28 protein-coding genes are annotated in these 26,755 nt (G+C 57.7%); 17 read left to right on the top strand and 11 right to left on the bottom strand.

Translation table 11 applies throughout. The annotated features are described in order from the left end of the window. Nucleotides 1–16: 16 nt before the first annotated feature. Complete coding sequence (locus QQK16_RS08830; RefSeq protein WP_284196084.1) at nt 17–352, top strand: hypothetical protein; 336 nt, start codon at nt 17–19, stop codon at nt 350–352. On the opposite strand, the gene QQK16_RS08825 is transcribed toward QQK16_RS08830, so the two are convergent. From QQK16_RS08825 to QQK16_RS08815, 3 genes are all read right to left on the bottom strand, one after another. After that, nucleotides 341–1,138, bottom strand: coding sequence for a substrate-binding periplasmic protein (locus QQK16_RS08825; RefSeq protein WP_284196083.1), 798 nt, complete (start codon nt 1,136–1,138; stop codon nt 341–343). The two genes, QQK16_RS08830 and QQK16_RS08825, sit on opposite strands and share 12 nt — an antisense overlap. An 86-nt stretch (nt 1,139–1,224) precedes the next feature. Continuing rightward, on the bottom strand, nt 1,225–1,689 hold the full coding sequence (locus QQK16_RS08820) for an SRPBCC family protein (protein ID WP_284196082.1): 465 nt from the start codon (nt 1,687–1,689) through the stop codon (nt 1,225–1,227). Nucleotides 1,690–1,744: 55 nt separating this feature from the next. Then, complete coding sequence (locus QQK16_RS08815) at nt 1,745–2,020, bottom strand: hypothetical protein (RefSeq protein ID WP_284196081.1); 276 nt, start codon at nt 2,018–2,020, stop codon at nt 1,745–1,747. A gap of 382 nt (nt 2,021–2,402) precedes the next feature. On the opposite strand from QQK16_RS08815, the gene QQK16_RS08810 reads away from it, so the two are divergent. From QQK16_RS08810 to QQK16_RS08795, 4 genes are all read left to right on the top strand, one after another. Continuing rightward, entirely contained in the window at nt 2,403–2,834 is a 432-nt protein-coding gene (locus QQK16_RS08810; RefSeq protein WP_284196080.1) for a GNAT family N-acetyltransferase, read from the top strand. 451 nt (nt 2,835–3,285) lie between these two features. Beyond that, nucleotides 3,286–3,726 carry a DUF6491 family protein gene (locus QQK16_RS08805; protein WP_284196079.1) on the top strand — a complete coding sequence of 147 codons (441 nt, stop codon included), beginning with the start codon at nt 3,286–3,288 and terminating at the stop codon, nt 3,724–3,726. Between the two features lie 3 nt (nt 3,727–3,729). Next, on the top strand, nt 3,730–4,416 hold the full coding sequence (locus QQK16_RS08800; RefSeq protein WP_284196078.1) for a response regulator transcription factor: 687 nt from the start codon (nt 3,730–3,732) through the stop codon (nt 4,414–4,416). Nucleotides 4,417–4,440: 24 nt separating this feature from the next. After that, nucleotides 4,441–5,817, top strand: a complete 1,377-nt coding sequence (locus QQK16_RS08795; RefSeq protein ID WP_284196077.1) for a sensor histidine kinase — start codon at nt 4,441–4,443, stop codon at nt 5,815–5,817. A gap of 49 nt (nt 5,818–5,866) precedes the next feature. Here the strand turns inward: QQK16_RS08795 and QQK16_RS08790 are convergent, their stop codons facing one another. Together QQK16_RS08790 and QQK16_RS08785 are read right to left on the bottom strand one after the other, a co-directional pair. Further along, nucleotides 5,867–6,637: a substrate-binding periplasmic protein gene (locus QQK16_RS08790; RefSeq protein WP_284196076.1), complete on the bottom strand. Its 771-nt coding sequence runs from the start codon at nt 6,635–6,637 to the stop codon at nt 5,867–5,869. A 154-nt stretch (nt 6,638–6,791) separates the two neighbouring features. Next, nucleotides 6,792–6,950, bottom strand: coding sequence for a hypothetical protein (locus QQK16_RS08785; RefSeq protein ID WP_284196075.1), 159 nt, complete (start codon nt 6,948–6,950; stop codon nt 6,792–6,794). On the opposite strand from QQK16_RS08785, the gene QQK16_RS08780 reads away from it, so the two are divergent. Further along, on the top strand, nt 6,949–7,230 hold the full coding sequence (locus QQK16_RS08780; RefSeq protein ID WP_284196074.1) for a hypothetical protein: 282 nt from the start codon (nt 6,949–6,951) through the stop codon (nt 7,228–7,230). The two genes, QQK16_RS08785 and QQK16_RS08780, sit on opposite strands and share 2 nt — an antisense overlap. Before the next feature lie 76 nt (nt 7,231–7,306). Here the strand turns inward: QQK16_RS08780 and QQK16_RS08775 are convergent, their stop codons facing one another. After that, nucleotides 7,307–8,050, bottom strand: coding sequence for a substrate-binding periplasmic protein (locus tag QQK16_RS08775; RefSeq protein WP_284196073.1), 744 nt, complete (start codon nt 8,048–8,050; stop codon nt 7,307–7,309). A 197-nt stretch (nt 8,051–8,247) separates the two neighbouring features. Between QQK16_RS08775 and QQK16_RS08770 the strand changes: the two genes are divergently transcribed. The 8 genes from QQK16_RS08770 (at nt 8,248) to QQK16_RS08735 (ending at nt 16,681) form a co-directional block, all read left to right on the top strand. Further along, a complete protein-coding gene (locus QQK16_RS08770) occupies nt 8,248–9,342 on the top strand; it encodes an HD domain-containing phosphohydrolase (RefSeq protein ID WP_284196072.1) in 1,095 nt (364 codons plus the stop codon). Nucleotides 9,343–9,462: 120 nt separating this feature from the next. Next, complete coding sequence (locus QQK16_RS08765; protein ID WP_284196071.1) at nt 9,463–10,590, top strand: response regulator; 1,128 nt, start codon at nt 9,463–9,465, stop codon at nt 10,588–10,590. A 146-nt stretch (nt 10,591–10,736) separates the two neighbouring features. Next, nucleotides 10,737–11,798, top strand: a complete 1,062-nt coding sequence (locus QQK16_RS08760) for a cell division protein ZipA C-terminal FtsZ-binding domain-containing protein (RefSeq protein WP_284196070.1) — start codon at nt 10,737–10,739, stop codon at nt 11,796–11,798. Between the two features lie 10 nt (nt 11,799–11,808). Then, nucleotides 11,809–13,920: an NAD-dependent DNA ligase LigA gene (gene ligA / locus QQK16_RS08755; protein WP_284196915.1), complete on the top strand. Its 2,112-nt coding sequence runs from the start codon at nt 11,809–11,811 to the stop codon at nt 13,918–13,920. A 22-nt stretch (nt 13,921–13,942) separates the two neighbouring features. Continuing rightward, nucleotides 13,943–14,827: a UTP--glucose-1-phosphate uridylyltransferase GalU gene (gene galU, locus QQK16_RS08750; RefSeq protein WP_284196069.1), complete on the top strand. Its 885-nt coding sequence runs from the start codon at nt 13,943–13,945 to the stop codon at nt 14,825–14,827. After that, nucleotides 14,824–15,270, top strand: a complete 447-nt coding sequence (locus QQK16_RS08745; RefSeq protein WP_284196068.1) for a GNAT family N-acetyltransferase — start codon at nt 14,824–14,826, stop codon at nt 15,268–15,270. Before galU ends, QQK16_RS08745 begins: the two co-directional genes overlap by 4 nt. Nucleotides 15,271–15,408: 138 nt before the next feature. Beyond that, nucleotides 15,409–16,155, top strand: a complete 747-nt coding sequence (locus tag QQK16_RS08740; protein ID WP_284196067.1) for an S-methyl-5'-thioinosine phosphorylase — start codon at nt 15,409–15,411, stop codon at nt 16,153–16,155. After that, nucleotides 16,145–16,681, top strand: a complete 537-nt coding sequence (locus tag QQK16_RS08735; RefSeq protein WP_284196066.1) for a peptide deformylase — start codon at nt 16,145–16,147, stop codon at nt 16,679–16,681. The genes QQK16_RS08740 and QQK16_RS08735 overlap by 11 nt, the downstream gene beginning before the upstream one ends. A gap of 180 nt (nt 16,682–16,861) precedes the next feature. Here QQK16_RS08735 and QQK16_RS08730 read toward each other — a convergent pair whose 3' ends face one another. Beyond that, nucleotides 16,862–17,716, bottom strand: coding sequence for a helix-turn-helix transcriptional regulator (locus QQK16_RS08730; RefSeq protein ID WP_284196065.1), 855 nt, complete (start codon nt 17,714–17,716; stop codon nt 16,862–16,864). A gap of 131 nt (nt 17,717–17,847) precedes the next feature. Here QQK16_RS08730 and QQK16_RS08725 point away from each other — a divergent pair, with 131 nt between their 5' ends. From QQK16_RS08725 to QQK16_RS08715, 3 genes are all read left to right on the top strand, one after another. After that, complete coding sequence (locus tag QQK16_RS08725) at nt 17,848–18,813, top strand: alpha/beta fold hydrolase (RefSeq protein ID WP_284196064.1); 966 nt, start codon at nt 17,848–17,850, stop codon at nt 18,811–18,813. Between the two features lie 452 nt (nt 18,814–19,265). After that, nucleotides 19,266–20,258: a hypothetical protein gene (locus QQK16_RS08720; protein ID WP_284196063.1), complete on the top strand. Its 993-nt coding sequence runs from the start codon at nt 19,266–19,268 to the stop codon at nt 20,256–20,258. A 325-nt stretch (nt 20,259–20,583) separates the two neighbouring features. After that, nucleotides 20,584–21,009: a hypothetical protein gene (locus QQK16_RS08715; protein WP_284196062.1), complete on the top strand. Its 426-nt coding sequence runs from the start codon at nt 20,584–20,586 to the stop codon at nt 21,007–21,009. Nucleotides 21,010–21,591: 582 nt separating this feature from the next. Here QQK16_RS08715 and QQK16_RS08710 read toward each other — a convergent pair. The 4 genes from QQK16_RS08710 to QQK16_RS08695 form a co-directional block, all read right to left on the bottom strand. Next, on the bottom strand, nt 21,592–22,062 hold the full coding sequence (locus QQK16_RS08710) for a DUF3617 domain-containing protein (RefSeq protein ID WP_284196061.1): 471 nt from the start codon (nt 22,060–22,062) through the stop codon (nt 21,592–21,594). Between the two features lie 67 nt (nt 22,063–22,129). Continuing rightward, nucleotides 22,130–22,672 (bottom strand): class I SAM-dependent methyltransferase, encoded by a 543-nt coding sequence (locus QQK16_RS08705; RefSeq protein ID WP_284196060.1) that lies wholly within the window; start codon nt 22,670–22,672, stop codon nt 22,130–22,132. A 57-nt stretch (nt 22,673–22,729) separates the two neighbouring features. After that, nucleotides 22,730–23,737 (bottom strand): tetratricopeptide repeat protein, encoded by a 1,008-nt coding sequence (locus QQK16_RS08700; RefSeq protein ID WP_284196059.1) that lies wholly within the window; start codon nt 23,735–23,737, stop codon nt 22,730–22,732. A 184-nt stretch (nt 23,738–23,921) separates the two neighbouring features. After that, nucleotides 23,922–26,279, bottom strand: a complete 2,358-nt coding sequence (locus tag QQK16_RS08695) for a tetratricopeptide repeat protein (protein WP_284196058.1) — start codon at nt 26,277–26,279, stop codon at nt 23,922–23,924. Nucleotides 26,280–26,755: the final 476 nt, after the last annotated feature.

The following is a 26,755-nucleotide window of genomic DNA, read 5'->3' as shown; positions in this document are numbered from 1 at the left end:
TTTGAGGGCAGCAGGTATGACGAGCGATACTCTTTCTCCACCCAAGCGGCGCCCAGGCAGGCCTGCGCATGGTGAACGCGCCATGACGCCGGCAGAGCGCCAACGTGCCAGCCGCAAGGCCAGGCGTGCTTTGTTCATGCAGGAGATCAAGGCGGGCAAGGGGGCGGATGCCAAGACAGCCAGAGAGCCGTTTGCCACAACGGTGGATGGCACACTCAAGGCCCATCTCAAGCTATGCGCGCGGAAGGTAGGCTTGGATATGAACGCGTTTCTGGAGCTTTTGATACAACAGCATGCGACTGAGCTGCGGGACAGCTTATCCCGGCAGGGGAGCGAGCCATCAAGGCGGTGATGATGGGCTTCTGGCCTTGCTGCCCTTGGGTTGCCATTTCTCCAGCAGGCGCTGCAAGCTGCCATCGGCCTTCATTTCCACCAGCGCAGCATTGAGTTTGGCCACGGTCTCGGCCTTGCTGAGGCGATTGAGCGCAAGATAATAGCCGCCGCTGCTGATCAATAGCATTTGCGGCTCCAGGTCTTCGAGTGGAATCCCGCTTTCACGGGCAAAGGCGCCAATGGAAAGGGGGTTCATGGGAACCAGGTCTACCCGGCTTGCCAGGAGTTTGTAGCCGATTGCGCGGTCGTGCATTGTGATATCGAGATTGAGCCCTTGCTCAAAGCCCTGTGCCAGCAGGTATTCGGTGGCGGCGTCATTATGGGAGGTGCCCACCCTGTATTGCTTTGCCTGATCCAGCGAGGTGGCCATGACGTCCTTGCGGGTGCGAAGCCGCCACAGCCAGACTTCGCGCTTGGCGATGGGCCCGATCCAATGGAACCAATCCTCACGCTCAGGTGTTCTTGCTACGGTAAACAGCAGGACATCGGGCTTTTGCCTGGCCGTTTCAAGCGCCCTTGCCCAGGGCAGGGCTTCGGTCTGCAGACTGAAGCCGCTACGTCGTGCGGCTTCGTTGGCAACGTCCACACCCAAGCCTTGTAGCTTGCCATTGAAGACGATGTTGAATGGTTCATTGTTCTCTGCCGTGACAGCCCGCAGCGACAGCGGTGGCTCGGTGGCTGCGGCATAGGTGGCAACAAGCAGGGTGGCCAGCAGAGCTGTGATGTGCGAACGTATCCAAGGCATCCTTGATCCCCCGATTGTCCTGTTGCCGGTCTGTGGGTGTCCGTGCCGATCGGTAAGCGGGCGGCACGGCTGCAATCAGATTAGCCTCAGGCGATTTCAGCTGCCAAGAGCCGTGGCAGGTTACTGCCGATAGCGTCCTGCCAGCCCGTTATCATGGCGGCGAAAGCTGCTTCGTCGAGTTCGTTCAGCAAAGCAAGACCGGCATCGCTCAATGCCGTCAGTGTATAGCGCACCACGACATCGGTGGTTTGGTCATCACGGGCGTGGCATTGCACTTCGACTATGCCACTGCGAGATCCGGGGGTGAGCCGGGTATAGCGTGAATAAAGGCGTTCTTCGTCAAAATCGACCAGGCACCAGAGTGTGTATTCGGCGTCGCTGCCGGTACTGAAGACCATGCCCGCCTCGGTTTGGCCGTTGGCGGGGTAGTGGTAATGAGGCTGCCATCCTGCTACCCACAGGCATTCGCCCGCCGGGGTAAAGAAGCGATGGCAGGATTGGCCTGGAGCTACGAGCGTAATTTGATGGGTACGAACGATGCGTGTGGACATAGTGAGGCTCTCCATGAGTTGACGTGGCAAGACATGGTCACTGCATTGGGTGGACTCACTCTCCCTTCCGATCAACCAACTGATGGCTATCGCTCGCGGTCAGATCCAGGCCGTATATTTCGCGCAACTTGCTGATCATTTCCAGCGTGTCGGGCGAGAAGGCGCATTTGCCCTCGAAGGCGTGCAGCACAATGCCTTCGAGTAGGTCTCCCAGGGTGATTTCCTTGTACTCGGCCAGGCCTTTGAGCACTTTTACCAGGCGCTTCTCGAGTCTTACGCCGGTCTGGATGCGTTCGATGGCTATCGTTGCGGGCTTGATGGATTCAGGCATGGAGGTCTCTCGCAATATTGAGTTACCAGGTTACCATGGTAACAGAATTCTATTTGTGAGCGTGTTGGTGTGAAACCCGAGCTGAGATTCCTCTCAGATCAATCGCTGCAAGTCGGGTGACTGCGCTTCCCTATTGAGAGATGCCAACAAAAACCCGCGTTGCGGTTCTGGCCGGGTATGCGGGCCTAGGCGTGCGCAATAGGCAGTACATGGGCAAGGCAGGCTCGTACCACTACCCGCTCTGCCCCTCATACTGAAAGATTGCGAGCCCAGCGGGCCGCGACGCGGCGAAAAGACTTTGAACAAGCGCCATGGCCAGCGGGGCATAATGCTGGCCCCTGACCGCGCCTACCTGGCCATGCATCCAAACCTACGACCCCCAATGCCGATCGAACACAGCCAAATTGCCAACTGGGCCATCGCAGAGGGTTGGCCGGGCACCAGCAAGCACATTCCCCTGACGCAGGCGACGTTCCCCGCCTTGCTGGAGCTACCTGGTCACTACAGTTACTGCATGGGAGAATCTGGTGCCGCACCGCTCGGTTTCGGCCAGATATGGCTCAACCAGGCCAATGGCACTACCAATCTGGTACGTGTCCTGATCGACCCGCAGCGCCGCGGCCAGGGGCTGGGCAAGTTGCTGTGCCGCTTGCTGCTGGCCGAGGCCAACCGTATCAGCCCGGGCCAGGCGGTCAAGCTGAGGGTCTATCGGGGAAATCACGCCGCAGTGAGCGTCTACCGTGCCTTGGGCTTCGAAACTGTGGTGGGCGAGTCAAATGCCGAGGTGCTCGCCATGGCAAGCCGTAAATGCTGATCAGACGGGCTTCAAGCAAGCGCACACGACATGACCAAGCGCTTCTGGCCGGGCGTGAAAGTGCAGACGGCACACGGGTACGGCAAACTCGCACAAGGTTTTGTGGCGCCTGCCGTTGGAACATTAATTCTTATTAATCTGCCGTTAAGCACGCTGCAACAGCACCCATGTCAAGATCGCACCAACTTAGTTATGCGCCGACGCCGCCGCCTGACCGACACAGACAAGCGTCCCCGTATATCTGGTGTGAGTTCAACGAGCCTTAGGGGGCTGGGTAACCAGCCCCCTCTCTTTTTATGGCGATCAGGCCTGTAACCATCTGCTACAAACAGCACTGCGACACCTCACTACCGTCGCACTGCGCTCGTCATGCACAATACACCTACTCAAACAAATAAAGACGCCGTGAAGGAGAGCACGCGTGCCTAACGTTGCGACGTTGCCATGGACCATGGCTGCCTTGCTCGCACTCAGTACCAATGCGGCGCCGCCGGTGACAGAGTCCGCAGAAGCCGGTGCTGTTCTATCTCAGCCATCCCGCCAGCAGATTCGAGTCTCCCGCCTGTTTGGCTGGCAGCCGCTGGATGCCAGCAGCCTACTGCTGTGGACCGGCAAGGAAGAAGTCTGGCGTCTGTCGCTGGCCTCGGGCTGCAAGGAGTTGATGCGTGCCCGTACTATCCAGGTTACCACCGACCGTCGGCATATCAAGATAGGCAAGGACAAGGTGCAGGTGGGGGAGCAGTCCTGCGCCATACAGTCGCTGACCTTGCCGGACGAAAAGCTCAAGAAGCGCTACAGCAAGGCGCGTAAGGGTTATGTGGCCAACCTGCTGCCCTGGCTGGATGCGCCGGATCTGGAGCCCGCTGATACACTGAACGACGGCAAGGTCTGAGCGATGCGCCTGCTGCTGGTCGAGGATCAAACCGATACCGCCGAGTTCGTCCTGAAGGCCTTGCGTGAGACAGGCCATATTGCCGACCATGCCAAGGATGGCAGGGAGGGCTTGTTTCTGGCCACGACAGAAACCTACGATGCCATCATCCTGGATCGTATGCTGCCCAAGGTGGATGGCCTGACCATACTGCGCACCTTGCGCGCCTCCAGCATCCATACGCCCGTGGTCATTCTCTCTGCCCTGGGCGAGATAGATGACAGGGTGGAAGGCTTGCGCGCCGGCAGCGATGACTATCTGGTCAAGCCTTTTTCTACCATAGAGTTGCTGGCAAGACTGGATGCGGTTACCCGTCGCAGCCCTGGGCAGGCCGAGCCGGAAGGACATGTGCTCCGCCTGGCTGACCTTGAGCTAAACCGGCTTTCGCGCAGCGTCAAACGTGCAGGGGTGTCGTTGGAGCTGCAGCCCCGTGAATACCAGTTACTGGAATACCTGCTGCGCCATGCTGGCCAGGTAGTGACGCGTACCATGTTGCTGGAGGCTGTATGGGACTACCACTTCGACCCTGGCACCAATGTGATTGACGTGCACATCAGCAAGTTGCGCAACAAGATCGACCCGGCAGGCCTGCCGCCCCTGCTGCACACAGTGCGCGGTGCGGGCTATCGCCTGGGCGATCCACAGGCCTAGCCGGGCCCAGACTGCAACCAGCCCATGCGCCTTAGTCCTTTTTCCTGGTTCATCATCGGCCTCTCTACGCTCATGCTGGCTGGGGTGACCCTGTTTGCTGCCGTTAGCTATCGCGAAACGCGCAATGCCATGATCAGCGAGTTTCAGGCAGCCTTGCGGGAGGAGACGACCGCGCTGGAAACCATCTACCAGTTGCAGGGCCACAAGGCCTTGATCGAGGTGGTGACCGCCCGTGCCAATGCCAATCTGGATGATATGGGCAATGAGGCGGTGGCGGTCTACCTGCTGACCGATGCCAAGGGAAAGAAGCTGGCCGGTAATCTGGCTTATTGGCCGACCACCGAGCAGGCGGTGGATGAGAGCTCCTTGCAGTTCATCGATCCTGCAACAGGTGACACCATCGTTGCGGTGGTTTTTCTGCTGTATGCGGACCAGCGTTTGCTGGTGGGGCGACGGGCGGTTTTTGAGCAGGTAGGCCAACATCTCTGGCGTAACTACGCCTTGCTGGTGGGGGCTGTGCTGTTTGTCTCTGTGGGGGGCGTGTGGGTGTTTACCCGGGCACTGCGCCGGCGGCTGGGGTACATCAGCGCCACGGCTGAGCGCATACGCCGTGGCCACCTGGATGAGCGGATCCCACAGAGCCGTCGCCGGGATGAAATTGAAGCGCTGATAGGTCAGCTCAACCTGATGCTGGATCAGGTGGAAAAGCTGATGGAGCATGCGCGCACCACCTCCAGCGCCATTGCCCACGATTTGCGCCATCCTATCAGCCGCTTGCGCAACGAGTTGGAGGTGCTGGCAGGCGAAACGCAGGAGGCGGGTACCCGTGCCAGGGTAGAGACGCTGACAGCGGATATAGACAGCATACTGCGCATTTTTCAGGCGGTATTGCGGCTGGGCCGACTGGAGGCGGGTGCCTATGCCTTGCAATTGGAGGAAGTTGAGCTGACAGAGCTCGTCGTTGATGCCATTTCACTGTATGAGCCTATCGCCGAGAACATGGGCAGGCACATACACTTCAGTGGGATGCCGGCCACCTGGCGTATTGATCGTGATCTAGTGTTCCAGGCGGTGGCCAACCTGCTGGAGAATGCCTTGAGCTATGGCGCTGGTGATATCGTGGTGCAGGTGGAGGGCAGGGGGGTGATCATACGGGATCACGGTGAGGGTATTGCGACTGAGGACATCGAGCGCGTACTAGAACCCTTTGTACGCCTGGATGAAAGCCGTAGCAGCGCCGGCAGCGGCCTGGGCTTGAGTCTGGTGAGGGCAATCATGGAGGCGCATGGTGGGACCTTGGCGTTGGCGGATGCACAGCCAGGCTTGTGTGCCACCCTGGACTTCACACCGGTTGTGCGATCAAAAGCCGTTGCGGGCACGAGTCGGCCCAGGGCAGAGTAATAGGTGTTTGTTGGCCGCTGCATTGGGCTGGACCAGTGCAGGGTCTTTCCTACTCCAGATAGGAATCAATGGCTGCGCGATAACGCCCATTGGACTTCAACCTTGCCAGCGCCTGATCAAAGCGATCACGTAACTTGCAGTCGCGAAAAACCACATAGTAGCTGGCTCGGCCCGGGAAAATCGGGTGCATGTCCACGCTTTCGCTGGTGGGTAGACTGCTGCGTAGCTGCTGCCTGTACCAGGCAAAGATGGTTTTATCTATGAGCAGTACGTCAAACCGATTCAGCCAGAACTGTCGGACCTGGGCAGCCTGATCCCCCAGTTCGGTATAGCGTTCCAAGTGCGGGCCTTCGGCATTGGGGCCATATAGCGCCTCGAACTCACGGCCCAGGTTGCGATGCGCCTTCTGCCAGGCGGCAACCGAATACTTGCTCAAATCTTGCACACGGTTGAGTGTGACGTGGCGGCTGGACTTGCTGATGGCGACGTTGACGTATTCGCTGATGCTTTCCCTGCTGTAGCAGCTGTTGTCGCCGGGCTCGGGCTGCACCGCTACGGCAGCTGCAAAGCTGGCATCCGATAGGGCGATGTACAGGCGAGCGTTGGGCAGGTGGTGATTGTCCACTTCGTAGCCGAGTTCACGCATGGCTGCTCTCATGATGTCCAGCTCAAAACCACGCCAAGTACCGGCCTCCTCATACACAAAGGGCGGGCGTCCCAAGCCAAAGGCCACCTTGAGCGCTTTATGCTGTGCCGCTGGCGTTGGTAGGCACGCAAGGCAGCAAACCAGGATGATCAGTATTTTTGGGGCAATCTGCACGCAACCTCCGGTGAGACGGGCGCCGGCAAGCAGATGGCATTGATGGCGCTCCCGCCCATGTTTATAGCAAACCGTTGCCGATGCATGCCACAAACCAGTGTTTGGCCCAGGTTCATAAACGAGTCATGGAAAAACCTGCAAAGCTGGGCTTAGATTAAGCGTCACTGACAAAACACTGCGTAGCGGCAACGGCAACGGCAACGGCAGGGGCAACAGACTGCGACGGGTTGTAACTGCGCTGCCGGGTAGTGTGGGTCAGCGGGTCTGGCGGGATGCCGCCAACGATAGCAATCGCCAAGGAGCGTAGCGCCATGCAATTTGATCCTGTAGAAGCCGCACATTTCAGTATGCTGTCGCGTAATCCGTTTCCCCATATGCTGATCGATCAGGCGCTGCTGCAGATAGCAGGGGGGGATGTGCAGGGCTCGCAGTTTCGCAAGGATGCACTGGCTGCAGCGGGGTGGCGCCATAGCAGCCTGGTCCCGTTCGGCAAATACCCGGACGAGGCCGCCAGCGCTTTCAATCGTTTGCGGGAAGCGCTGGCAGTAACGGAGGAGCCCGCTGCCATCCTGGCGAAACTCAAGCAGGCCTAAGGGGGCGCGATACGCAGCTAGCAGGTCATGTAGACCTGGAGCGGATCAATATGCCGTGCGGTAGCCTATGCGCGAGTCACTCGGCGATTCTGTGCTTGGCCTTTAGTTTTTTCACCGTGTCTTTCTCCTTGATCAGAAATTCGTTGAATTGCTTGATGACCTCGGGGTGGGCAATGCTGGACAAGGAAAACTCACTTTTCTCTTTGGGTAGCTTGTCATCGAGCACCAGCACACCCGGGGTCTTCAGCACTTCGCCCATGATGTAACTGGCTGAGGTGGTGTTGAGAAACACCCCGTCCACGCGACCACTGATGCCCATCTTGATAGCGGCATCGGCAGTATTGGCTTCGTTAACTGTGATGGCCTTGCTCTTGATCTGCGCCATATAGGGCCAGGGGGTAAAGCCGCGCAGGGTGGCAATGCTTTTGAGAGTGGCCAGCGACTTGCCCTGATTGGGAGGCAGTACCAGCAACCCTTCAGTGACGCTGATTGCGCCTGTGCTGTAACTGATATTTGCCCCTTTCTTGATATCGGCCTGCCACATGGCGTTGTCGGGGAATTTGAAGTCCAGTGATTTCTTCACGGCGAACTCATCAAATAGCCGAGCAATGGGCATGGGCTTGTAGCTGAACTGGTGGCCATGCTTAGCGGCAAACGCATCTAGCAGGTCGCGCGCGTAGCCGGTGTAGTTGCCTCCTTCACCCTTGTAGATGGGGAGATAGTCGTTGGATTCCACGCCTACCGTGTAGTTACCAGCTATTGCCTGCCCTAAAGCCAATGCAAACATGGCGGGTGCGATCAGTATTGCGGTGCTGCGCATCGTAGTCTCCTTAGCGATATGCCTTGTCTTACTATAGAAGCTGACTGGAGCAGTTCCATGGCGACCGTGCGTGTGTTGGCGATGGTGCCATACTGATGGGCAGTGTCCTGGTGCTAAGTCGGGAGTTCGTTCCAGCAGGCAACTGGTCATTCAGGCGGCATAGGCAGGCTGAAGAACAACCAATACGGAGAGGCAGCATGGATAGTAGTCAGGTCAACTTCGAGCTACTGCAGGATGTTATGACCGAATTGGGTGACAGGCTTCCATTGCTTGAAGATGATATGCACCAATTGGTGCGATTCCGTGAGAACCCGGATCTGGTTGCTAGTGCCTTTCGCCATGTGCATAGCATCAAGGGTGACTTTGCCTATTGCGGCGCCGAGCCGATTGCTGATTTTGTGCATCGATTGGAAAACGTGCTGCAAGCACTGCGTGAGCGAAGGATATTGTGTACACCCCTGATCGCCGAGGCCGTGCTACAGAGCCTGGACAGGGTACGAGACATGGCGCTTACCCTGCAGCGTACTCGCCATTTTGATGACACCCCATTGACTGGCCTGCTGGCAAGCATAGACGAGTTGAGCGAAGCCACCAGCCAGGGGAGGGCGGATCAGGCGGCGCGCCATGTATTACTGGCGGCACATAATCCAGGGGAGCTATTGCAGGCGCCTAGTCGCTGGGATGACAGTGCACCGACGCCGTTAGCCGCGAACAATCCAGCCTTGTTGCTGGGCCAACAACTGGCTCAGGCGCTGGCATTGCGCTACCCGGCCTGGCAGCGCCGTGTGCCTACCCAGCTTGAGATTGTGCTGTCTTTGAACCGGCATTACCCCCAGCCCGTGGCCGAGGGGCCGCTGACGCTGGCCGTGTATTGGCACGATGTGGGCATGCTGGCACTGCCCAATAGCTTTTTTGCCGCCCCGCCCAAGCTCAAGGATGAGCTGTGGGATAGCTGGGTTTTGCATCCGGAATTGGCGGCTCAGTGGCTGCTGGCCGCCGACCCGACCTGTAACGAGGCGGCCACCATCGTGCGTCAGCATCATCAATGGACGGACGGGCGGGGCTTTCCTTTGCGCAGCGGCTCAGGTGGGCTGCATCCTGGCGCGCAGATGCTGGCCTGTGCCGATATGTTCTACGACATGGTGGCGGGGCTGGATGGTGAGGAATACCGCCGTGGTGCATTGAGGGCGGTGTTTGACATCCATGGCGGCCTGGATACCCGCTTCGATGCATTGCTGATCAATGCCTTTCAGGCGGTGGCGCATGGGTGGACCCAGCCAGTGAGGTGCTGAGATGGCGCGGGGTCACCCTGAGGGGCTGTGCGACGTGGGTCTGGCTTGCTCTTGCATGGCTGCGTCACCTATACCTGCCTGTGCACACCTGGACTAAACTGCGTAACGCTGGAGAATGGGATGCAAGCCACCAAGATTTTGATCGTGGATGACGATCCGCTGCAATTGCGCCGGATGGCAGGCATACTCGGCGCCCATTACGCTATTGATACGCTGGATCGGGGTGCGGGCTTCAAGGAGGCGCTGGCGCGCTATGCACCGGACCTGGTGATCCTGGATATTGAGCTGCCTGACGTCAACGGAATTGCATTGTGCAGAGAGCTCAAGGCACACAGCGAGACTGCGGCAACGCCTGTGGTGTTTCATTCGAGCCACGATACGCTGGATGAACGCATGGAGGCGTATGAGGCGGGCGGGGAGGACTTCCTGCTCAAGAGCATGGGTGCTGACGAACTGCTTGCCAAGGTGGGCATCATGCTCGAATGGATCAGCCGAAATCGCCTGCTGGCCAAGGAGGAGCAGGCGGCCCGTGCTGCAGCTGATGCCGTCAAGCATGACCTCAGCGAGATCGGTATTGCGCTTGAAGCCTTGCGGCAGATGGGCGTGTCAGACGACATGCAGAGTCTGGCCCGGGTTGGCGTGGATGCGCTGAGCGATTGGCGCATTGATGCCAATGTGCAGGTGCGCGTCGGCAAGGACAAGTACACACTCAATCCCCGCGGCCACGCCACGCCGCTGGAGACCTCGATCATCCATAACTCGCGTCTTTCGGGGCCGGTGTTTCAGTTTCGCGACCATCTGGCGCTGAACTTTGACCACGCCAGCATACTGGTGCGCAATCTGCCACAGGGCGATGCAGTGAAGCTGCAACGGGTGCGTGATCTATGCAGCGTTCTGGGAGAGGGGCTGGATGCCCGCGCACGAGCGCTGGAGGTGGCCGCCTCCCTGCAGGAGCGCAATATGGTCTTGACCAGCTTTGCAGCGCAGGCCGAGAAAGCCTTGTTGCAACTGCAAGGCGAGTGGCGTGAGCGGCAGGGGGCGGTTGCCGCCGCCTTGCAAGCCCTCAAGGATGAACTGGAACAGGATTTCTTGCGACTGGCGCTAAGCAAGGATGAAGAAAAGCGCTGCTTGGTGACGCTGGGTCGCGGCATGACGGAGGTGACACAGGTCTCTGCCCGGGAGCTGGCTGCCGATATGACATTGCGCACCTTGCGTGAGAAATTGGCGCACTATGGCAGGCAGCGTTGAGCCTGTTGTTGGCAATTGTGCCAACTGTGATGGTGCCGTGGGTACATTGCCCTGTTAATACCTGTGCCGTTCTTGGCGCAGGCCACTACATCCGCTAAGCTCCGCCGCTATCGTACGCCGCATGCATGGCGCGGAGAATATAAGGCATGACCGATTTTCACTGGATTACCCTGAGCCTGGGTCTGGCACTGGTCGGTGGGGTGTGGGGCTATAACAGCTGGCAGGAATGGCGCTTCAAGAAGCGCGCTGCCGAGGCATTTGCCAAGAGCCATCCCGATGTGCTGCTCGATACCCCAAAGAACATGGTGCGGCAGGGCGAAACGGGCATGCGTTTCGAGCCCTCGCTGGATGAGCCTGCACCGGTGCTGGGGACGGCCAATAATGCGCCTGAAACGGTAGATCTGAGCGAAAACATCGCCTTGGCGGTTGCGGTGTTGGATCCGTCGCTGGACTTCATCGCCGAGGTACATCCTGGGGAGCCGGTGGATTTTGCCGTTGTGCCACAGATAGAGGTAGGCAAGCGGGTCAAGGTGCTGGGCTTGAATGAAAGCGACGAGTGGGAGCTGATACGCCCAGGGCAGCGCTACAACGAACTGCGTGTGGGTTTGCAGTTGGTTGACCGGCAGGGCCCGGTAAGCGAAGCGCAGATGGTGCGGTTCTGCGAGGCGTTGAGTGGCTTTGCTGCCAGCGAAGGTGGTGTGGCAACCTTCCCTCGACGGGAGGACAAGCTTCATGTAGCCAAGGAGCTGGATGCATTCTGCGTGGAGGTGGACATGCAGATTGGTCTCAACGTGGTGTCCAGCCGCGCGCCATTTCCTATTAATCGCGTTGCTGCCATGGCGGAGGCTGCAGGCCTCGTACTGGAAGCGGACGGGGTGTTCCACGCCCGCTCCGAGTCGGGCAAGACACTGTTCAGCCTGGCAGACCGCCATCATCGCCCGATAGATGCGCTTGATGACACACCATCGATCACCATCTTGCTGGATGTTCCCAGGGTGGCGGGTGGCGAGCAGGCATTCGATCGGATTGCCGACTTGGCGCAGCAGATGGCATTGACCTTGGGGGGCGATCTGGTGGACGATGACAACCGTTCGCTCAAGCCAGCCGACCTGGCTGCCATACGCAAGCAACTGGTGGGCATTTATGCCCGCATGGATGATCGCGGTATCCCTGCAGGGGGCGTAGCTGCCCTGCGTCTGTTTGCCTGAAAAATACATGATGACTTCTCTTGCCGAACGCGCTGCCGAACTGCGCGCGCTACTGCATCGCTATGGCCATGAGTACTATGTGCTTGATGCCCCCAGCGTACCCGATGCTGAGTACGATAGATTGTTCCGTGAGCTGGATGCACTGGAAACAGCCCACCCCGAGCTACGGACTGCGGACACCCCGACCCAGCGGGTAGGCGGCAAGACGCTGCCGGAATTTACCCAGGTGCGGCATGACGTACCCATGCTGTCCATCCGCACTGAAACCGACTCCGGACCTGGTGGGGCCGAAAATTTTGATGCCAAGGTACGACGTGACCTGGGCCTGGCGGCCGATGCGCCGGCCATTGCTTATGCGGCCGAGCTGAAGTTCGATGGTCTGGCTATCAGCCTGCGATACGAAGCTGGCGTACTGGTACGTGCTGCCACGCGTGGCGATGGCGAGACCGGCGAGGATGTCACCCAGAATATCCGCACCATAGGCCAGATACCTTTGCGCTTGGCGGGTGTGACAGCGCCCGTGCTGGAGGTACGTGGCGAGGTCTATATGCGGCGTGACGATTTCGACACCCTCAATGCCCGCCAGCGTGAGCGCGGTGAGAAGACCTTCGTCAACCCGCGCAATGCGGCGGCGGGTGCGGTGCGCCAGCTGGATCCCCGCATCGCCGCTCAGCGGCCACTCAGTTTCTTTGCCTATGGCTTGGGACAGGTGGAAGGCTGGGCGCTGCCCGGCAGCCACAGTGCCATGCTGGACGCCCTGGTGACCATGGGTATTCCGGTATGTGCTGACCGCGCCATCGCGGAGGGTGCTGCGGGGCTGGTGGCTTTCCATACTGCCATCGCGGCCAAGCGAGATAGCCTGCCGTTTGATATTGATGGCGTGGTGTACAAGGTTGATGACCGCGCCTTGCAGGCGCAGTTGGGATTTGTCAGCCGTGAACCCCGGTGGGCCGTGGCGCACAAATATCCAGCACAGGAGATGCTGACCACGGTGGAGAGCATAGACGTGCAGGTGGGCCGCACTGGCGCCATCACACCGGTAGCCCGCCTGGCGCCTGTATTTGTGGGTGGCGTCACGGTCACCAATGCCACCTTGCATAATATTGACCGTATACGCCAATTGGATATCCGCGTCGGCGACACCGTGATAGTTCGCCGTGCGGGGGACGTGATTCCCGAAGTAGTCGATGTGGTACTGGAGCGCCGCCCAGTGGTTGCTGAGGCGGTGGACTTGCTGTCACCACCCCGAGAGGTACCGAAGTACCAGCCTTTCGAGATGCCGGCAGCTTGCCCTGTCTGTGGCTCCCATGTGGCCCGTGAGGAGGGTGAGGCGGCCTACCGCTGTACGGGGGGGCTGGTCTGCTCGGCGCAGCGCAAGCAAGCGCTGCTGCATTTTGCCAGCCGACGCGCCATGGATATCGAGGGTCTGGGTGACAAGCTGGTGGAGCAGTTGGTGGATGTGGGCCTGGTTCGGACGCCGGCTGATTTCTACAAATTGGGCATTGTCAAACTGGCAGAGCTGGAGCGCATGGCAGAGAAGTCGGCTGCCAACCTGCTGGCTGGCATAGACAAAAGCCGCAGCACCACCCTGGCCAGATTCATCTATGCCTTGGGGATACGAAATGTGGGTGAAACCACAGCCAAGGATTTGGCGCGCCACTTTGGCAAACTGGATGCCCTGATGGATGCCGCGACGTTGGACGACCAGCCTGCTTCTCTGGCTGCCCTGCAGGCAGTACCTGATGTTGGGCCGGTGGTTGCGCAGAGCATTCGTGATTTTCTGCAAGAGAGCCATAATCGTGAGGTGGTGGAGCAACTGCGCGCTGCAGGTGTACGCTGGGACGAGTTCGAGCCCAGTGAAAACCTGGCGACAGGACCCTTGCTCGGCAAGACCCTTGTGATTACCGGCACACTGCCCAATTTGAGCCGCGACGAGGCCAAGGTGCTGATCGAGGCGGCTGGCGGGAAGGCGTCGGGTTCGGTCTCAAAGAAGACCGATTATCTGGTGGCTGGCGAGGAGGCTGGCTCCAAGCTGGCCAAGGCGCAGGAACTTGGTGTGCCCATACTGGACGAAGCGGGTCTGCTCGCACTGTTGTCGCCGGCGGCCACAACCGAAACATAAAGATTCAGGCGGATATCTCCGAATGCAAAAAGTAACCAAGGCGGTCTTCCCTGTTGCTGGACTGGGCACGCGTTTTTTGCCTGCCACCAAGGCCAGCCCCAAAGAAATGCTGAACGTAGTGGACAAGCCATTGATCCAGTACGCAGTAGAGGAGGCCATCGCCGCCGGCATCACCGAGATGATATTTGTGACGGGCCGTAACAAGCGCGCCATTGAAGACCACTTCGACAAGGCCTATGAACTTGAGACCGAGCTGGAGGCCAAGCAAAAGCATGAGTTGCTGGAGATGGTGCGCAATATCATTCCGCGCAATGTCTGCTGCGCCTATGTGCGTCAGCCAGAGGCCTTGGGCTTGGGCCATGCCGTACTCTGTGCCCGTCCGCTGGTCGGTGACGAGCCCTTTGCGGTGATCCTGGCCGATGACCTGATTGATGCCACCAAACCAGTGATGCAGCAGATGGTGGAGCTGTATGACGATACCCACAGCTCGATCATTGGCGTGCAGGAGGTGGCGCGCGAGGAGACGGGCTCGTACGGCATTGTTGTGGCTGCACAGAATGGCGGTGGACACCTCAAGATTTCAGGCATCGTTGAGAAGCCCAAGCCGGTTGAAGCACCTTCCACCCTGGCCGTGGTGGGGCGTTACATACTGAGCCCGCGCATTTTCCGGCATTTGATCAAGGCAAGCCCAGGCAAGGGCGGTGAAATACAGCTGACCGATGCCATTGCTGCCCTGCTGGAAGAGGAGCGGGTGTTGGCCCTGCCTTTTGAAGGGGTGCGCTACGATTGCGGCACCAAGCTTGGCTATCTACAGGCCACGCTGGCCTATGCTTCACGCCACCCAGAGGTGGGCAAGGAGTTCACAGCCTATCTGCACCAATTTTGTACCACAGGCGAGAAGCTATGAAATTGCGCCAGCTCAAGGCAGGGGACGATCTGGCAGAAGCTACACGTCTGTTTGATGCCTACCGGCAGTTCTACCAGCAGCCATCCGACCAAAGTGCAGCCCGTACCTGGCTGACCATGCGCCTGCAAAGCGAACAGTCCGTTGTTTTTCTGGCAGAACTGGATGGAAAGGCGGTGGGCTTCATGCAGCTCTACCCGACCTTCTGTTCGGTGGCGCTGGCGCCTATCTGGGTGCTGTACGACCTTTATACCGCTGCCGAGGCGCGTGGCCATGGCGTGGCTACCGCCATGCTGGAGGAAGCTCGCCGGCTTGGGCGCGCCAGCGGTGCTGCCTATCTGCAGCTTTCTACCGCGCACGACAATACGGTAGCGCAGCGTGTGTACGAGGCGCACGGCTGGCAATATGATCAGGTGTTCCGCACCTACACCTTGGCGCTGGATTGAAGCGGCAAGCCAGTCTGTTTGCATCATTGCCGCAGGTTTGGCACAGTGGGTATTCCTGAGCGCCCCCAAGCCGTGGTATTGCCCGCACTGCAAACCCGCTTACAATAAGGCTCGAACGAACAAGAAAGGGACGGGCGCATGCTCGCCATCATCGGCGGAACCGGTCTTACCCGGCTCAAGAATCTCAAGATCACACATCGGCAGGTTATTCGCACACCCTATGGCGAGCCTTCTGGCGCACTGACGTTTGGCGACATCAATGAGCATCAGGTGGTGTTCATTGCCCGGCATGGTTACGGCCATACCATCCCACCGCATGAAATCAACTACCGCGCCAATATCTGGGCGCTGGCCGAACAGAAGGTCAAGCGTGTGGTGTCGGTCTGCACAGTGGGTGGCATACGCGACGACCTACCACCGGGTACGGTGGCGGTGCCTGATCAGATCATTGATTACACCAGTGGCCGCAAGCACACCTATTTTGAAGGTGGCGACAAGCCGGTAACCCATGTGGACTTTACCGAGCCATACAACCCGAAGCTGCGTGCACGCATACTCAAGGCTGCCCATGCTGCCGGGCAGAAGGTGGTGGATGGTGGTGTCTATGCCGCGACGCAAGGCCCCCGGCTGGAAACCGCCGCCGAGATCAACCGCATCTTCAACGATGGTGGACACATGGTAGGCATGACAGGCATGCCCGAGGCCGCCCTGGCCCGCGAGGCGGGCTTGCGCTATGCCACCATCGCCGTGGTCTCCAATTGGGCTGCCGGCCGTGGCAATAGCCAGCACCATGTCGATCTAGCTGCGGCCGAAGGGGTTTTTGGCGAGGCCATTGAGCATGTGCACCGCATACTGGAAGCCTTGGTGAAAGTCGATGGCGATTAGGCCGATAGTCAAGATGGGCAGTCCGCTGTTGTTGCAAACAGCGGAGTTGGTAACGCCTGAAGAGTTTGGCACGCCGGAGTTGGCTGCCCTGATACAAGACTTGCAGGACACCATGCAAGCCATGGATGGGGCGGGCATCGCTGCACCGCAGATCGGTGTTTCCAAGCAGTTGACCCTGTTTGGCGGCTTCAAGAGCCCGCGCTACCCGGATGCTGAAATCGTACCGTTCACCATTCTTTGCAACCCCATCCTCACGCCCCTGAGCGAGGAGATGGTGGATGACTGGGAAGGCTGCCTTAGCGTGCCTGGCATGCGTGGCCTGGTGCCGCGCTACCAGCATTTGCGTTACCAGGGTTTTGACGAGCATGGGCAGGTGATAGACCGTACAGTGGAGGGCTTTCATGCGCGCGTGGTCCAGCATGAGTGCGATCATCTGTTCGGCATGCTTTACCCCATGCGCATCAAGGATCTGCGTGACTTTGGTTTTACTGATGTGCTGATGCCGGGCTTGGCCGAGCTGGACTGAGTAGAAGATTACATTACCCCAGGCAGTCTAATGCGCTTGCGACCATGCGGGGCAAGGTCACGCGCACGCCTAGCAAGCCGATGATCTGTTCGCTTTTTCATGTCCAATCTCCCTCTATAGGATTGGAATGCAAATTGTGAGTCTACTCAAATCAGGATAACCGTCGGGGCGTCCACTTCGTCATTCTTGCGTTTGCTCGTCGCGTCGGCATAAAGGTCGAACTTCAGAGCGCTGCAGCTGGAGGGATGAGAGCGAAGGCCACAAGGTTGAGTCTGTGTGTTTTGAGAGAATCTCGTCATGGCCGCAACTGGCAAAGGCAGGTGGCCAGGCGACCGTCCGCTTCCGAAAAGTTGTGCCTTCAATACTGTGCGGTTCACTGATCCGATCCATGCGGAAATGTCGAAAATCGTGACGTGCAGGATCCCAAGCCACCAGATACCAAAGGGGAGGCAAGATCAGCATTGCTTGTGGCTCGACAATACGTGTACTACTTCGACCAGACGCATCGCAATAATTGAACCGAAGATGCTGACGTTGAAGAAATGCAACCTCGAACTCCGGAAGCAAAGAGCTGTCCATCAGCCCGACATTGGTCCGGTTCACTTGTGGTGCGAGTTCGCCAATATAGAGGCAATCTAAAAATCGGCGTAAATCCCGGATTTTTTCTGGGGGTAGTCCTTTTTCAATCTTTTCAAGTCCACTGTCTGCAAAGTTTGAAAATGGCAAATTCCCAGCTGCACGCATAGACGCTGCGCTGATCAGAAGCGCAAATACCTCAATGACTGACAGACGTGGCGTGATCTGAACAGACCGCAGGTCAAGCCGCAATCCGCCACCGCGGCCTGGTTCAGAATCAATGATAAAACCTTGATCACGCAAAGCGCGGATGTCTCTCAGCAATGTGCTGCGAGAAGCGCCAACCTGTGCCGCGAGGTTGGCAATAGTTGAAGATCCTGTACGGCGAAGACTACGCACGATCGCGTCTTGTCGTAGGCGAGCATTCAATTTCAGGTCTCCCACGATGAAAGGTGTCATATCTTGACACCTTTAAATCATAGACTGCAAGTGTCGGTACCAGCTGGTAGCTCGGCGGAATCCCTCTGGCTCAGAGTGCGTGAAGTGTAGCGCAGCTGGCCGTCACCCCCTTGCACACAAAAGGAAGATAGATGTTTGACCCCAATGCCTTTCCCATACCCACGAAAATCTCGGTCAATGATGTGGAACTAGAAGTATTTGAAGCCGGGCATGACAACATAGGAAATCCAATCGTGCTGTGTCATGGTTGGCCTGGGCACGCCTTTTCCTGGCGCTATCAAATACCAGCGCTTGCAGCGTCTGGCTACCACGTCATCGTTCCAAACCAGCGCGGTTATGGGAACTCTTCGCGACCAACCGATGTTATCGCTTATGACCTCGACCACCTCACAGGAGACTTGGCAGCACTCCTTGACCACTATGGATACGATGATGCGATATTCGTTGGTCATGACTGGGGTGCCAATGTAGCTTGGGGAATGGCGCTGTTGCATCCGAAGCGTGTTCGAAAGGTCGTTGCACTGGCACTCCCCTATCAAGTACGGGGTGATGTCCCATGGGTTGAGTTGATAAAAAGCATTTTAGGGCCTGACAACTACATGGTGCACTTCAACACGCACCCCAACGTAGCCGACGCAATCCTGGATCAAAACAGACGTCAGTTCTTGCAGAATCTCTACCGCAAGAACGAGCCCCTGCAGCCTCCGGAGCCAGGTATGCTCATGATCAACTTGGCGAACGCAAAGGCGGCTACCGGAGATCCGATCATGACCGATGCTGAATTGTCCGTACTCGACGAGGCATTTGAGGTCTCTGGCTTCACGGGCGGCATTAACTGGTACCGAAACTTGGATCGCAACTGGCATCTCCTGGCGAATGTTGATCCAATCGTTCCCCATCCTGCACTGATGATCTATGGCAAGCGCGATGTGATACCAAAGTCACAGAACCTTAGTGACTTCGTCCCGAATGTAGAAGTTATATGCCTAGACGCCGGCCACTGGATTCAGGAAGAGATGCCGGAGGAAACAACTAATGCAATTATTGACTGGCTCAAATCGAGCACAGGAAGCCAATTGAATTGCAGCGATATGTAAAAAGACCAGGTTCAGGCTAACTCGGTCTCGAGATTGCGGGAGGCTAGGGCACCCGCCCCCTACCCGTAAGTTAAGAGTGGCCAAATTCAACGCTGCACCTTTATATGCTCTTGCTTTGACTGATTTCGCCTTCTGCCATAGCCGTGGGCTTGAGCGGTCTAACCGAACCTTCTCTACGATCTGTGCAAAATTTTTGCCAGTCATAGTCAAGAGCTTATTCGCAGCTTGGGGCCGCAAAACCATTCTGGCTCGTGCGGCCCGTAGTGGAAAATGAGTATGGCCCAGATGGAATAATATTGGTGTCGCCATGTCGATACTTGATCCGACGGCCCCAATGCGGATATGTATACAGTTCGCTTGCGGGGGACTATATAACACTTTCAGCAAGTGCTTTGGGAGCAAGTGGGCGCGATTGTTGTCTCTACCGTCGAGGGCGAGGTGATCAATACGCATTGAGCATTATCCATTATGTATCCGCTTGCACCTTTACTCTAACCCTCAGAAAAACGGAATATACCAACTGCCTTATGCGACAAAATATTATAAAGCGCAGCACCGAGCTCGCTTCCACATTGAATTTTCTCTTCGCAATTTCCGTCAGCTTATCAACTCACGCCGAGGTAGCCACACCGCTTACCCATGCTGAGCGCGTCTTTGTTGGCGAATATGTGCAGTCTAGTAGCGAGACAATAGCTCAAATGGCAATACTGGAAGATCGTACTTTCTGCTTTGCCTTTATAGGCGGTTCTGCTGATCTGCTTTTGGCTGGGCACTGGAATCTAATACCCGACGGCAAGGGGATTCGACTAAAAGAATTGAAGGCGCCGCAGCCCCAGTTTCCAGTGCTTGCTAATCTCACCGGTGCTTCTGCCACAAGCACGTTTGAAATCGACGGCTATTCGATGTCTTACGCTGAGAAGCCAGTGTTTGCTTACTCTTCGTCCAATGCTGAGCCTTCCGAGTACCGAAGGCTATTCGCCGACACACACAATAGTTGGGCCGAGCGCTACACACTTCCACCGGTTCCCGCCTCAGAGGCGCGTTATTTCTATATTGGCAGTGCCGAAAATGATCCTTACGCGTCAATCCGGAAAGGCCCCACGCGCTTCAAAGTTGTACAGTACGAACTTCGCGGTTCGGCCCAAGTACTAGTGGGTTTCAATGCTGAACAGCAGCTAATCGACCTAAGCCAACCCGTGCGGATGGTGGGCGAAGTGTTGCACTTCGGTCCACGGTCCTTTGCCAAACGCCGTCCTATCTCGGCCGCTCGCGCAGAAAAAGCTCGTGAGAACTGTGTCCGCCCAATGCTCGAACAGTCCGGCGGTAAGCCTCGAGCGCCTGAGTTTGACCTCAAGGGTCGAACCGAGCTTGTACCGATCAAGACCTTCTATATCGACCATACACGGGTGAAGAGCGCACCTTGGTTTCAAAGCGAAGAGTTTTGACCGGGCATTGTCAACTTAGTGTCTAAAAGTGTCTAAACAACTAATGGTGCAGGTAGTGTACTGCAGTCACCTTACCTGTACTTAACGAGCACATGCCCCTTCACGATGAAGAACGTGAGGCAGTGGTCTGTAAGCTTGATGACAAGCGCACACCGGAAGGGCCAAGACGCGGTCAATGCCTCGATGATGCAGCGCACAAAGAACATGAAACTTTCCAAGGCGTTAGTGTTAAATGCTCAGGATCCAAAGCCGTAATTCTTGCAACATCGACTAAACTTGGGACATAGATCTCCCGCCTCTGAACTGTTGAGAGTCTCCATCGTATATGCTTAATAAAATCACATCCAAGTCAGCGCTGCTATCAACCGCGATAGCAGTCGATGGCATACTATTCGCTGGGTTCGGCCTGGTCTCTTGGATTGCGCCACTTGAAACCTTCGGCACAATCATCGACATGTCGGGCATTGACGATCGCTCCTTGACTCACGCCATTCTCGCAAGCCTCTCCCTCTTCTACGCAATGATCGGGTTTTTATGTTTCGTAGCGGCTTCGACGACAACTCCATACAAACTTCTGTTTGCGGCGGTGCTTGCCATTGGCCACATTTTCGTCGCGATCAAAGGGTATAACGAAATTGATCAGATGTGGTTAATTGGCGACCCTTGGGCAGATATCATCATTCACTCAATTTTCATCTCAGTGTACATTTGTCTCATCGCTTCCTCGTTAATACGTCGGGCGCCTAACTAGGCAAGCACTGCGGCCGTATCCAACTCAGGCACTTGAGTGCGCAAGGTGAAGCCTAATATATAAAAAGCCTAAACCGGGGGGGCGGGTCAGTAAGCATAATCGCACTTGCCCTGCAAGTCGTCATTGCACGTGCTGATATGAAAGGGCTAGCGCCTATGTGGGCAGCGCCCATTTCGACTATCGACTCAACGCTGAAAAAGACGTACCTTGATCAAATCAAGGAGCACATCATAGGGCTCTGCTCTCGGTGCACCTACGGCGACATTTATAATAAAGATCCGTGCCAGTGACTAACGCCGTATGAATCTTATCTGAATCCTGATCCTGGCCCAAATGGGCATCCACAGTGGAACGGCAATCGTGATAGCTCTCGTGGAGAAAATCAAATCCGGGTGGACGTCGCAGCGAGCCTAACTGAGTTTAGACGAACAGCATAGCGAGCCTCACTTTCGTAATGTGGCCCATCACTATCACTTTCCAACCCACTCTTCTGCTAGCTCGTTGCCACGATATCAACTGTCCTAGCTCTAGAGAATGGAATCCCGCACATTGCGGGATATTTCCATGATTCTGCAGGTTAACCTAGCTAGCTTTCTCTGGAGGCGGGCAGGCGCCCAGGTACTTGCTTTCATCCTTAAAAGATATCCAGCGGGTGCTGCCAGGAATGCGCTCGCCTACCAGTACTTCTGAAACCAGGCTGTCGCCATTGACCTTTATATCGATCACCCCCGGCCCAGGTGGTTCGCCCTGGCAAAGCAACTTGGCCTGGTAGCTGTTGGTGGTGATGGCCTTGTCGATAATCTTGCAACCGTTGGTTACATCAGGCCGGCCATAGCCGGTAATGGCTAGTACGCCTTCGGGGTCGTCTGGTTTGATGCAGCCGTGATAGCGGACGGTCTTGGGCGGGAAGGGCATGGCGCCCAACTCCATGGTGCGGTCCACCTGCCAAAGCCCCGGCTTGACCTTGAGTGTTTCAGCAGCCTGTGCCGCAGTCAGCCCACCTGCCAGCAGAACCATACCGGCCATGGTATTTATCTTGAGCATATGCATCATGACGCGAACTCCATACAGTTGAGTGGCCCTGTCATCTTGTTGATGGCACAGGCCAGACAAGGTTCCCTTATTTCACTGCCAGCGCCCAGAGATCGTAGCCCTCGCCGTGGCGTACCGAGACTTCGCTGAAGCCGGTATTCAACAGATGTTGTCCCAAGGTCTTGGCGGTGAAGGCAGTGCGGTGCGCCATAAAGAGGTTGCCAGCGGCCATGGAGCTACGCAGGCCGTACATCATGTCTATTGGGCAGATGGGGCCGGCGGGGGAGATATAGGCGGTGTCTTCCAGCCTGTCCGCAGCCACCAGCTGTGCCACGGCTTGTATGTCGGGCAGGGTGATCAGGGCAAAGCCACCAGGTTTTAGCACGCGGCGGAATTCGGACAGTGCTACGGGTACTTCGTGCGGATAGAGGTGCTCGACATTGTGTGAAGAGAATATGGCATCGAAGCCGCCATCCTCGACCGAAGACATGTCAGTCATGGTGCCGATGAGGTCCGGCTTGACGTTGGGGTCGATGTCGAAGCGGATTTCCTGCCATTCGCCGAAACGGAAGATGGGGTGGACGCGCAGCGGATGGTAGTCGCCGCAACCTACATGGAGGACTTTACGCATGGTTTATTCCTGTGTCGCGCGGAGCGCTGAGTTGAACGGGCAGCATGCCGAGGCAGTTCAGGCGGCTGGATGAGCTGCCTGCAGGGATTCAAGTGCCGCAAGCGCGTCGGGGTGGGCCGGATGCAGTTGCAAGCTTCGCTGCAGATCGCTGATGGCACTTGCTGTCTGACCCAGCTTGGCGCGCGACACGCCACGCATGCGATAGGCATCGGCCAGCTCGGGCACCAGGGCAATGGCTTCGCTGAAAGCGGCGACTGCATCTGCGTGCCTGTCCAGATCGGCGAGTACGATGCCGAAGTTCATGGTGGCGTTCAAGGTGGCCTCCATGTTCGATCCGGGTTGGCGACGTAACTGCTCAAAGCAGGCCAGCGCCAGCTCATTAGCCTTGAAGGCACGTGCCTGGTTGGCCAGGCGGCCCAACACTTCCGGGTCACCATTCACCATGCTGACCAGGGTTTGCAGATGATCCAGTGCGGCGGCATGCTGGCCTGCCAGGCTGATGGCAACTATTTGTTGCACCCTGAGTGCAAGCTGGTCGGGCCAGCGTGCTACGGCGGCGTCGAGGCGGGCGTGGGCGGCATGGGCTTCGCCTTGGGCCAACAGGGCGCCGGCCAGCATGACCCACCATTCAACTGGCGCTTCATCAATGGCATCGACCATGGGCTCGAGCAAGGCGCGGACGCGGGCCTGGTCACCCAGGCTGGCACAGACATTGGCCAGGTTGGCATTGATGGCCGGATCGCTGGGCTCCAGTGCTAATGCCTGTTCCAGCGCCTGCCGTGCATTGTGCAGCATGCCACTGGCGCGTAGGCCCAGACCGAAGCTGTTCAGGGTCCGGGCGTCGTTGGGTTCGCGCAGCAGGCTGACGCGCAGGAAGGCAACGGCTTCTTCATAGCGCTCCAGCATCAGTTGCACCATGCCCATCAAGGCCAGTGCCCTTGCATCCAACGGCGATTCGGCCAATCTGGCCTGCAAGCCTGTGGCTGCCAGCCCCAGATTGCCGGCCTGCATGAGTGCAGTGGCTTCTTTCTCCCAGTTTTCGGCGCTCTCTTGCGTTGAAACCATTGTCTCTCCCTTTTTGGTTTTGACTGATTGCATCGGGTGTTGGGGCCTGCCGGCTGCCTCGACTCGTGATCGAGACCGGATGCGAGTGAGAAATTTCGGCGCAGCCTAAGAAGGTATAGGCGAGAAGAAATTTTTCGCGCGCAGCGCCGTATCGGGACGAAAGCGAGTTGTCCGGCAGTTTCCTTTACGCGGGGTGGGTGCTGCTCTGGTCGGTTCCGGCATGCTGTGCTACGTGCTCTCGCCAGATAGTGCGCAAGGCTGCTTCAAATTCATGGGTAAATGCCTTGGCATCGCCCAGGGTGGAGCGGGAAAAGCGATCACGCATGCCTAGCCTGGTAGCGGCAAGCTTGGCGGTGTCGCCAGCAAGCTGTCGTGCACGGCGGCGATAGTCGGCCGCGTCGGTTGCTATCCAGTCGGGTAGATCCAGTGCGTTCAGGATGCTGGCGCCGGCACGCTCGAATGAGCTAGGGCCGGCCAGGGTCAGGACGGGTAGCCCCATCCACAATGTCAGCAAGCTGGTGACGCCGCCGGGATAGGGGAAGGTGTCGAGCGCGATGTCCACCTGCTTGAGGAGTTCAAGGAATTCCGGCAGCGGCTTCTTGCCGAATACCGTCACTCGCTCGCGCGGGACTTCGCGCAGGGCAAACAAGCGATAGATGCGGTCGATTGCTGCGGTGTTATCGGCCGATTCGCCGCTGTAGACCAGTAGCTTGGCATCAGGGAAGTCTTCCAGCAGCATCTCGGCCCAGGTATCGAGTACCTTGCTATTGGCACGGGAGAAGTGGGTAAATGCGCCGAAGGTAAGGTGGCCGTTCTGTAACAGCGGCAGTGGCGCTATGGCGCTTGCGCCGGTGGGCGGCTGGAAGCAGAAGGCGCTGGGCAGACGCAGCAGTTTCTCGCTGTGCCATTGTTCGGTCTGGCCGATGGGATCCATCTGTGCATCACTGATGCGCCAGTCCATGGCATCCAGCCCAGTAGTGGCAAAAAAACCCAGCCAGCTGATCTGGATAGGTGCGGGTTTCAGGGCAAACACCTTGAGGCGGCTCCCCTGCGTGTGCACCGAAAGATCGAACAGAATATCAATGGCATCCTGGCGGATGCGGTCTGCCAAGACTTCGGGTATCAGGGGCACAATATTGCGCCAATGCGTGGCGTGCGCCCGCAGCCTGGCGGTGACTTCGTCTTCCTGGTTGTTGGCGGCATAGCAAACAATCTCGAACTGCCCCTTGTCCAATTCTCGCAGCACGGGCTCCAATAGCTTGGCGACAGCATGATCGCGGAAGTCGGCGGACACAAAACCCAGCCTGAGCTTACGGTTGGGGTCTGTGGCATGCGGAAGCGCCTGCTGCTTGTCCTTGAGGGGCAGGGCGAAGCGCTCGTTCCAGACGCGTGCCTCTGCATAGCGGGCGTCGGCGCTGCTGGTGTGATCGTAATGCAGCGAGAAAATCAGATTGCTTTGTAGTTCGGGCTTGTCGGGTGCCAGCACGATGGCTTGGCGCAGGCTTTGCAGCCCCAGTGCCACATCGCCGGCACGCACTTGGGCTACTGCCAGGTTGGACAGTAGCGGCCATTCGCCCGGTGCCAGCATCAAAGCGTGGCGGAAATGTTCGGCGGCGCCGCGGACGTCCCCCTTGGCGCTGAATACGGAGCCGAGATTGGCATAGCAGGCTGCCAGATTGGTGCCGCGCAGGCGCATGGCTTGCTGTATGCAGTCGATGGCGCCTGCGTAATCCCCCAGGAACTGCTTGATGGTACCCAGGTTGCCCAGCACATCACTGGCCTCGGGTTCCAGTTCGAGCACTCGTTCCAGGGTGGCATGGGCCTCCTTGTGCCTGCCCATATAGCTGAGGCCAACGGCGTGGGCACGCAGTATGGTGGTGTTGTCGGGGTTGATGGCCAGCTGATCACTGACCAGCATTTCGGCCTCGGTGTATTCGCCTAGCTGATACAGCACAGAGATCAGGTTGTTGCGCGCCTGATACAGGCTGGGCATCCATACCTGGGCCTGCCGTAGATGGAATGCCGCTTTTTCCAGCTCGTTGCGGCGCATATGGAGATGGCCGAGGTTGTTGTGGGCTTCGGCGTGGGTGGGCCGGAACAGCAGGGCAAGGCGCAGGCTTTCGGCGGCGGCATCGTCCTGACCCAGTTCAGCCTGCACAACTGCCAGGTTGTAATGGCCATCAGGGTTGGCGGGATTGAGCTCTATGGCCTTGCGGTAGTACTTTGCCGCCTCGCTGAACCGGCCGGCAATTTTTTCCACGTTGCCGAGATTGACTAGCCCCTGAACCATCTTGGGCTCAAGCTCCACCGCGCGTTCCAGCTGCTTTCTTGCGCCGTCCAGATCGCCGGCCTGGGCCAGTACCACGCCATAGGCATTGATCAGGGGAATGAAATCGGGATTACCTTCCAGCATGGGTTCCAGCAGGGACAGGGCCTCTGCGTGCTTGCCTTGCTCGCTGAGTTTGCTTGCACGCATGACCTTGTCGGCCGGTGCTTCCTTGCTTGCTTCTTCTTGAGTGCTCTGGGTCTGTTCGCTAGTCATGGCAGGAGAGGAAGAGGTAAATGGCGCAGGGAACAAGTGCAAGAGTTGTGCCGCCAAGCCTGTAGCTGACTCCAGGTAGGCAACTCATGGTAGGCATAGCTGCGGGGGCTTGTCGATACTCTTGGCAAAGAATGGCCTGCAGTGCGGCCCGGAAGGGTGTCGCTGGTGTTGCCATGGCTGTGTTGCTTGGCTTGCAGGGTTGCTGCCTATTCATAAGATAAGGCATGGAGGTGAAATATATCCCTGAATGCGCAAGGAAATTGCGCCTCAAACTGGCGCGAATACTGCTATAGAGAAAGGGCCGAACAGTGATGGGTTGTTGGTATTTTTCACAATGAGTAGAGCTAAAGTTCTAGAAATGCGCGTCGATAACATGTGCGGTGGACTTGTACGTGGGGTGGCTGTGGATTCAAGGGCTTGGTTGTACTTCAGTAAATACTGATACTTGAATTTACCTTTTACCCGTCCTACTATCG

This window comes from Chitinimonas prasina (assembly GCF_030160395.1).
Taxonomy (GTDB): domain Bacteria; phylum Pseudomonadota; class Gammaproteobacteria; order Burkholderiales; family Chitinimonadaceae; genus Chitinimonas; species Chitinimonas prasina.
Note: the sequence above shows the minus strand (reverse complement) of the source record. Positions and strands in the feature narration are given on the sequence as shown.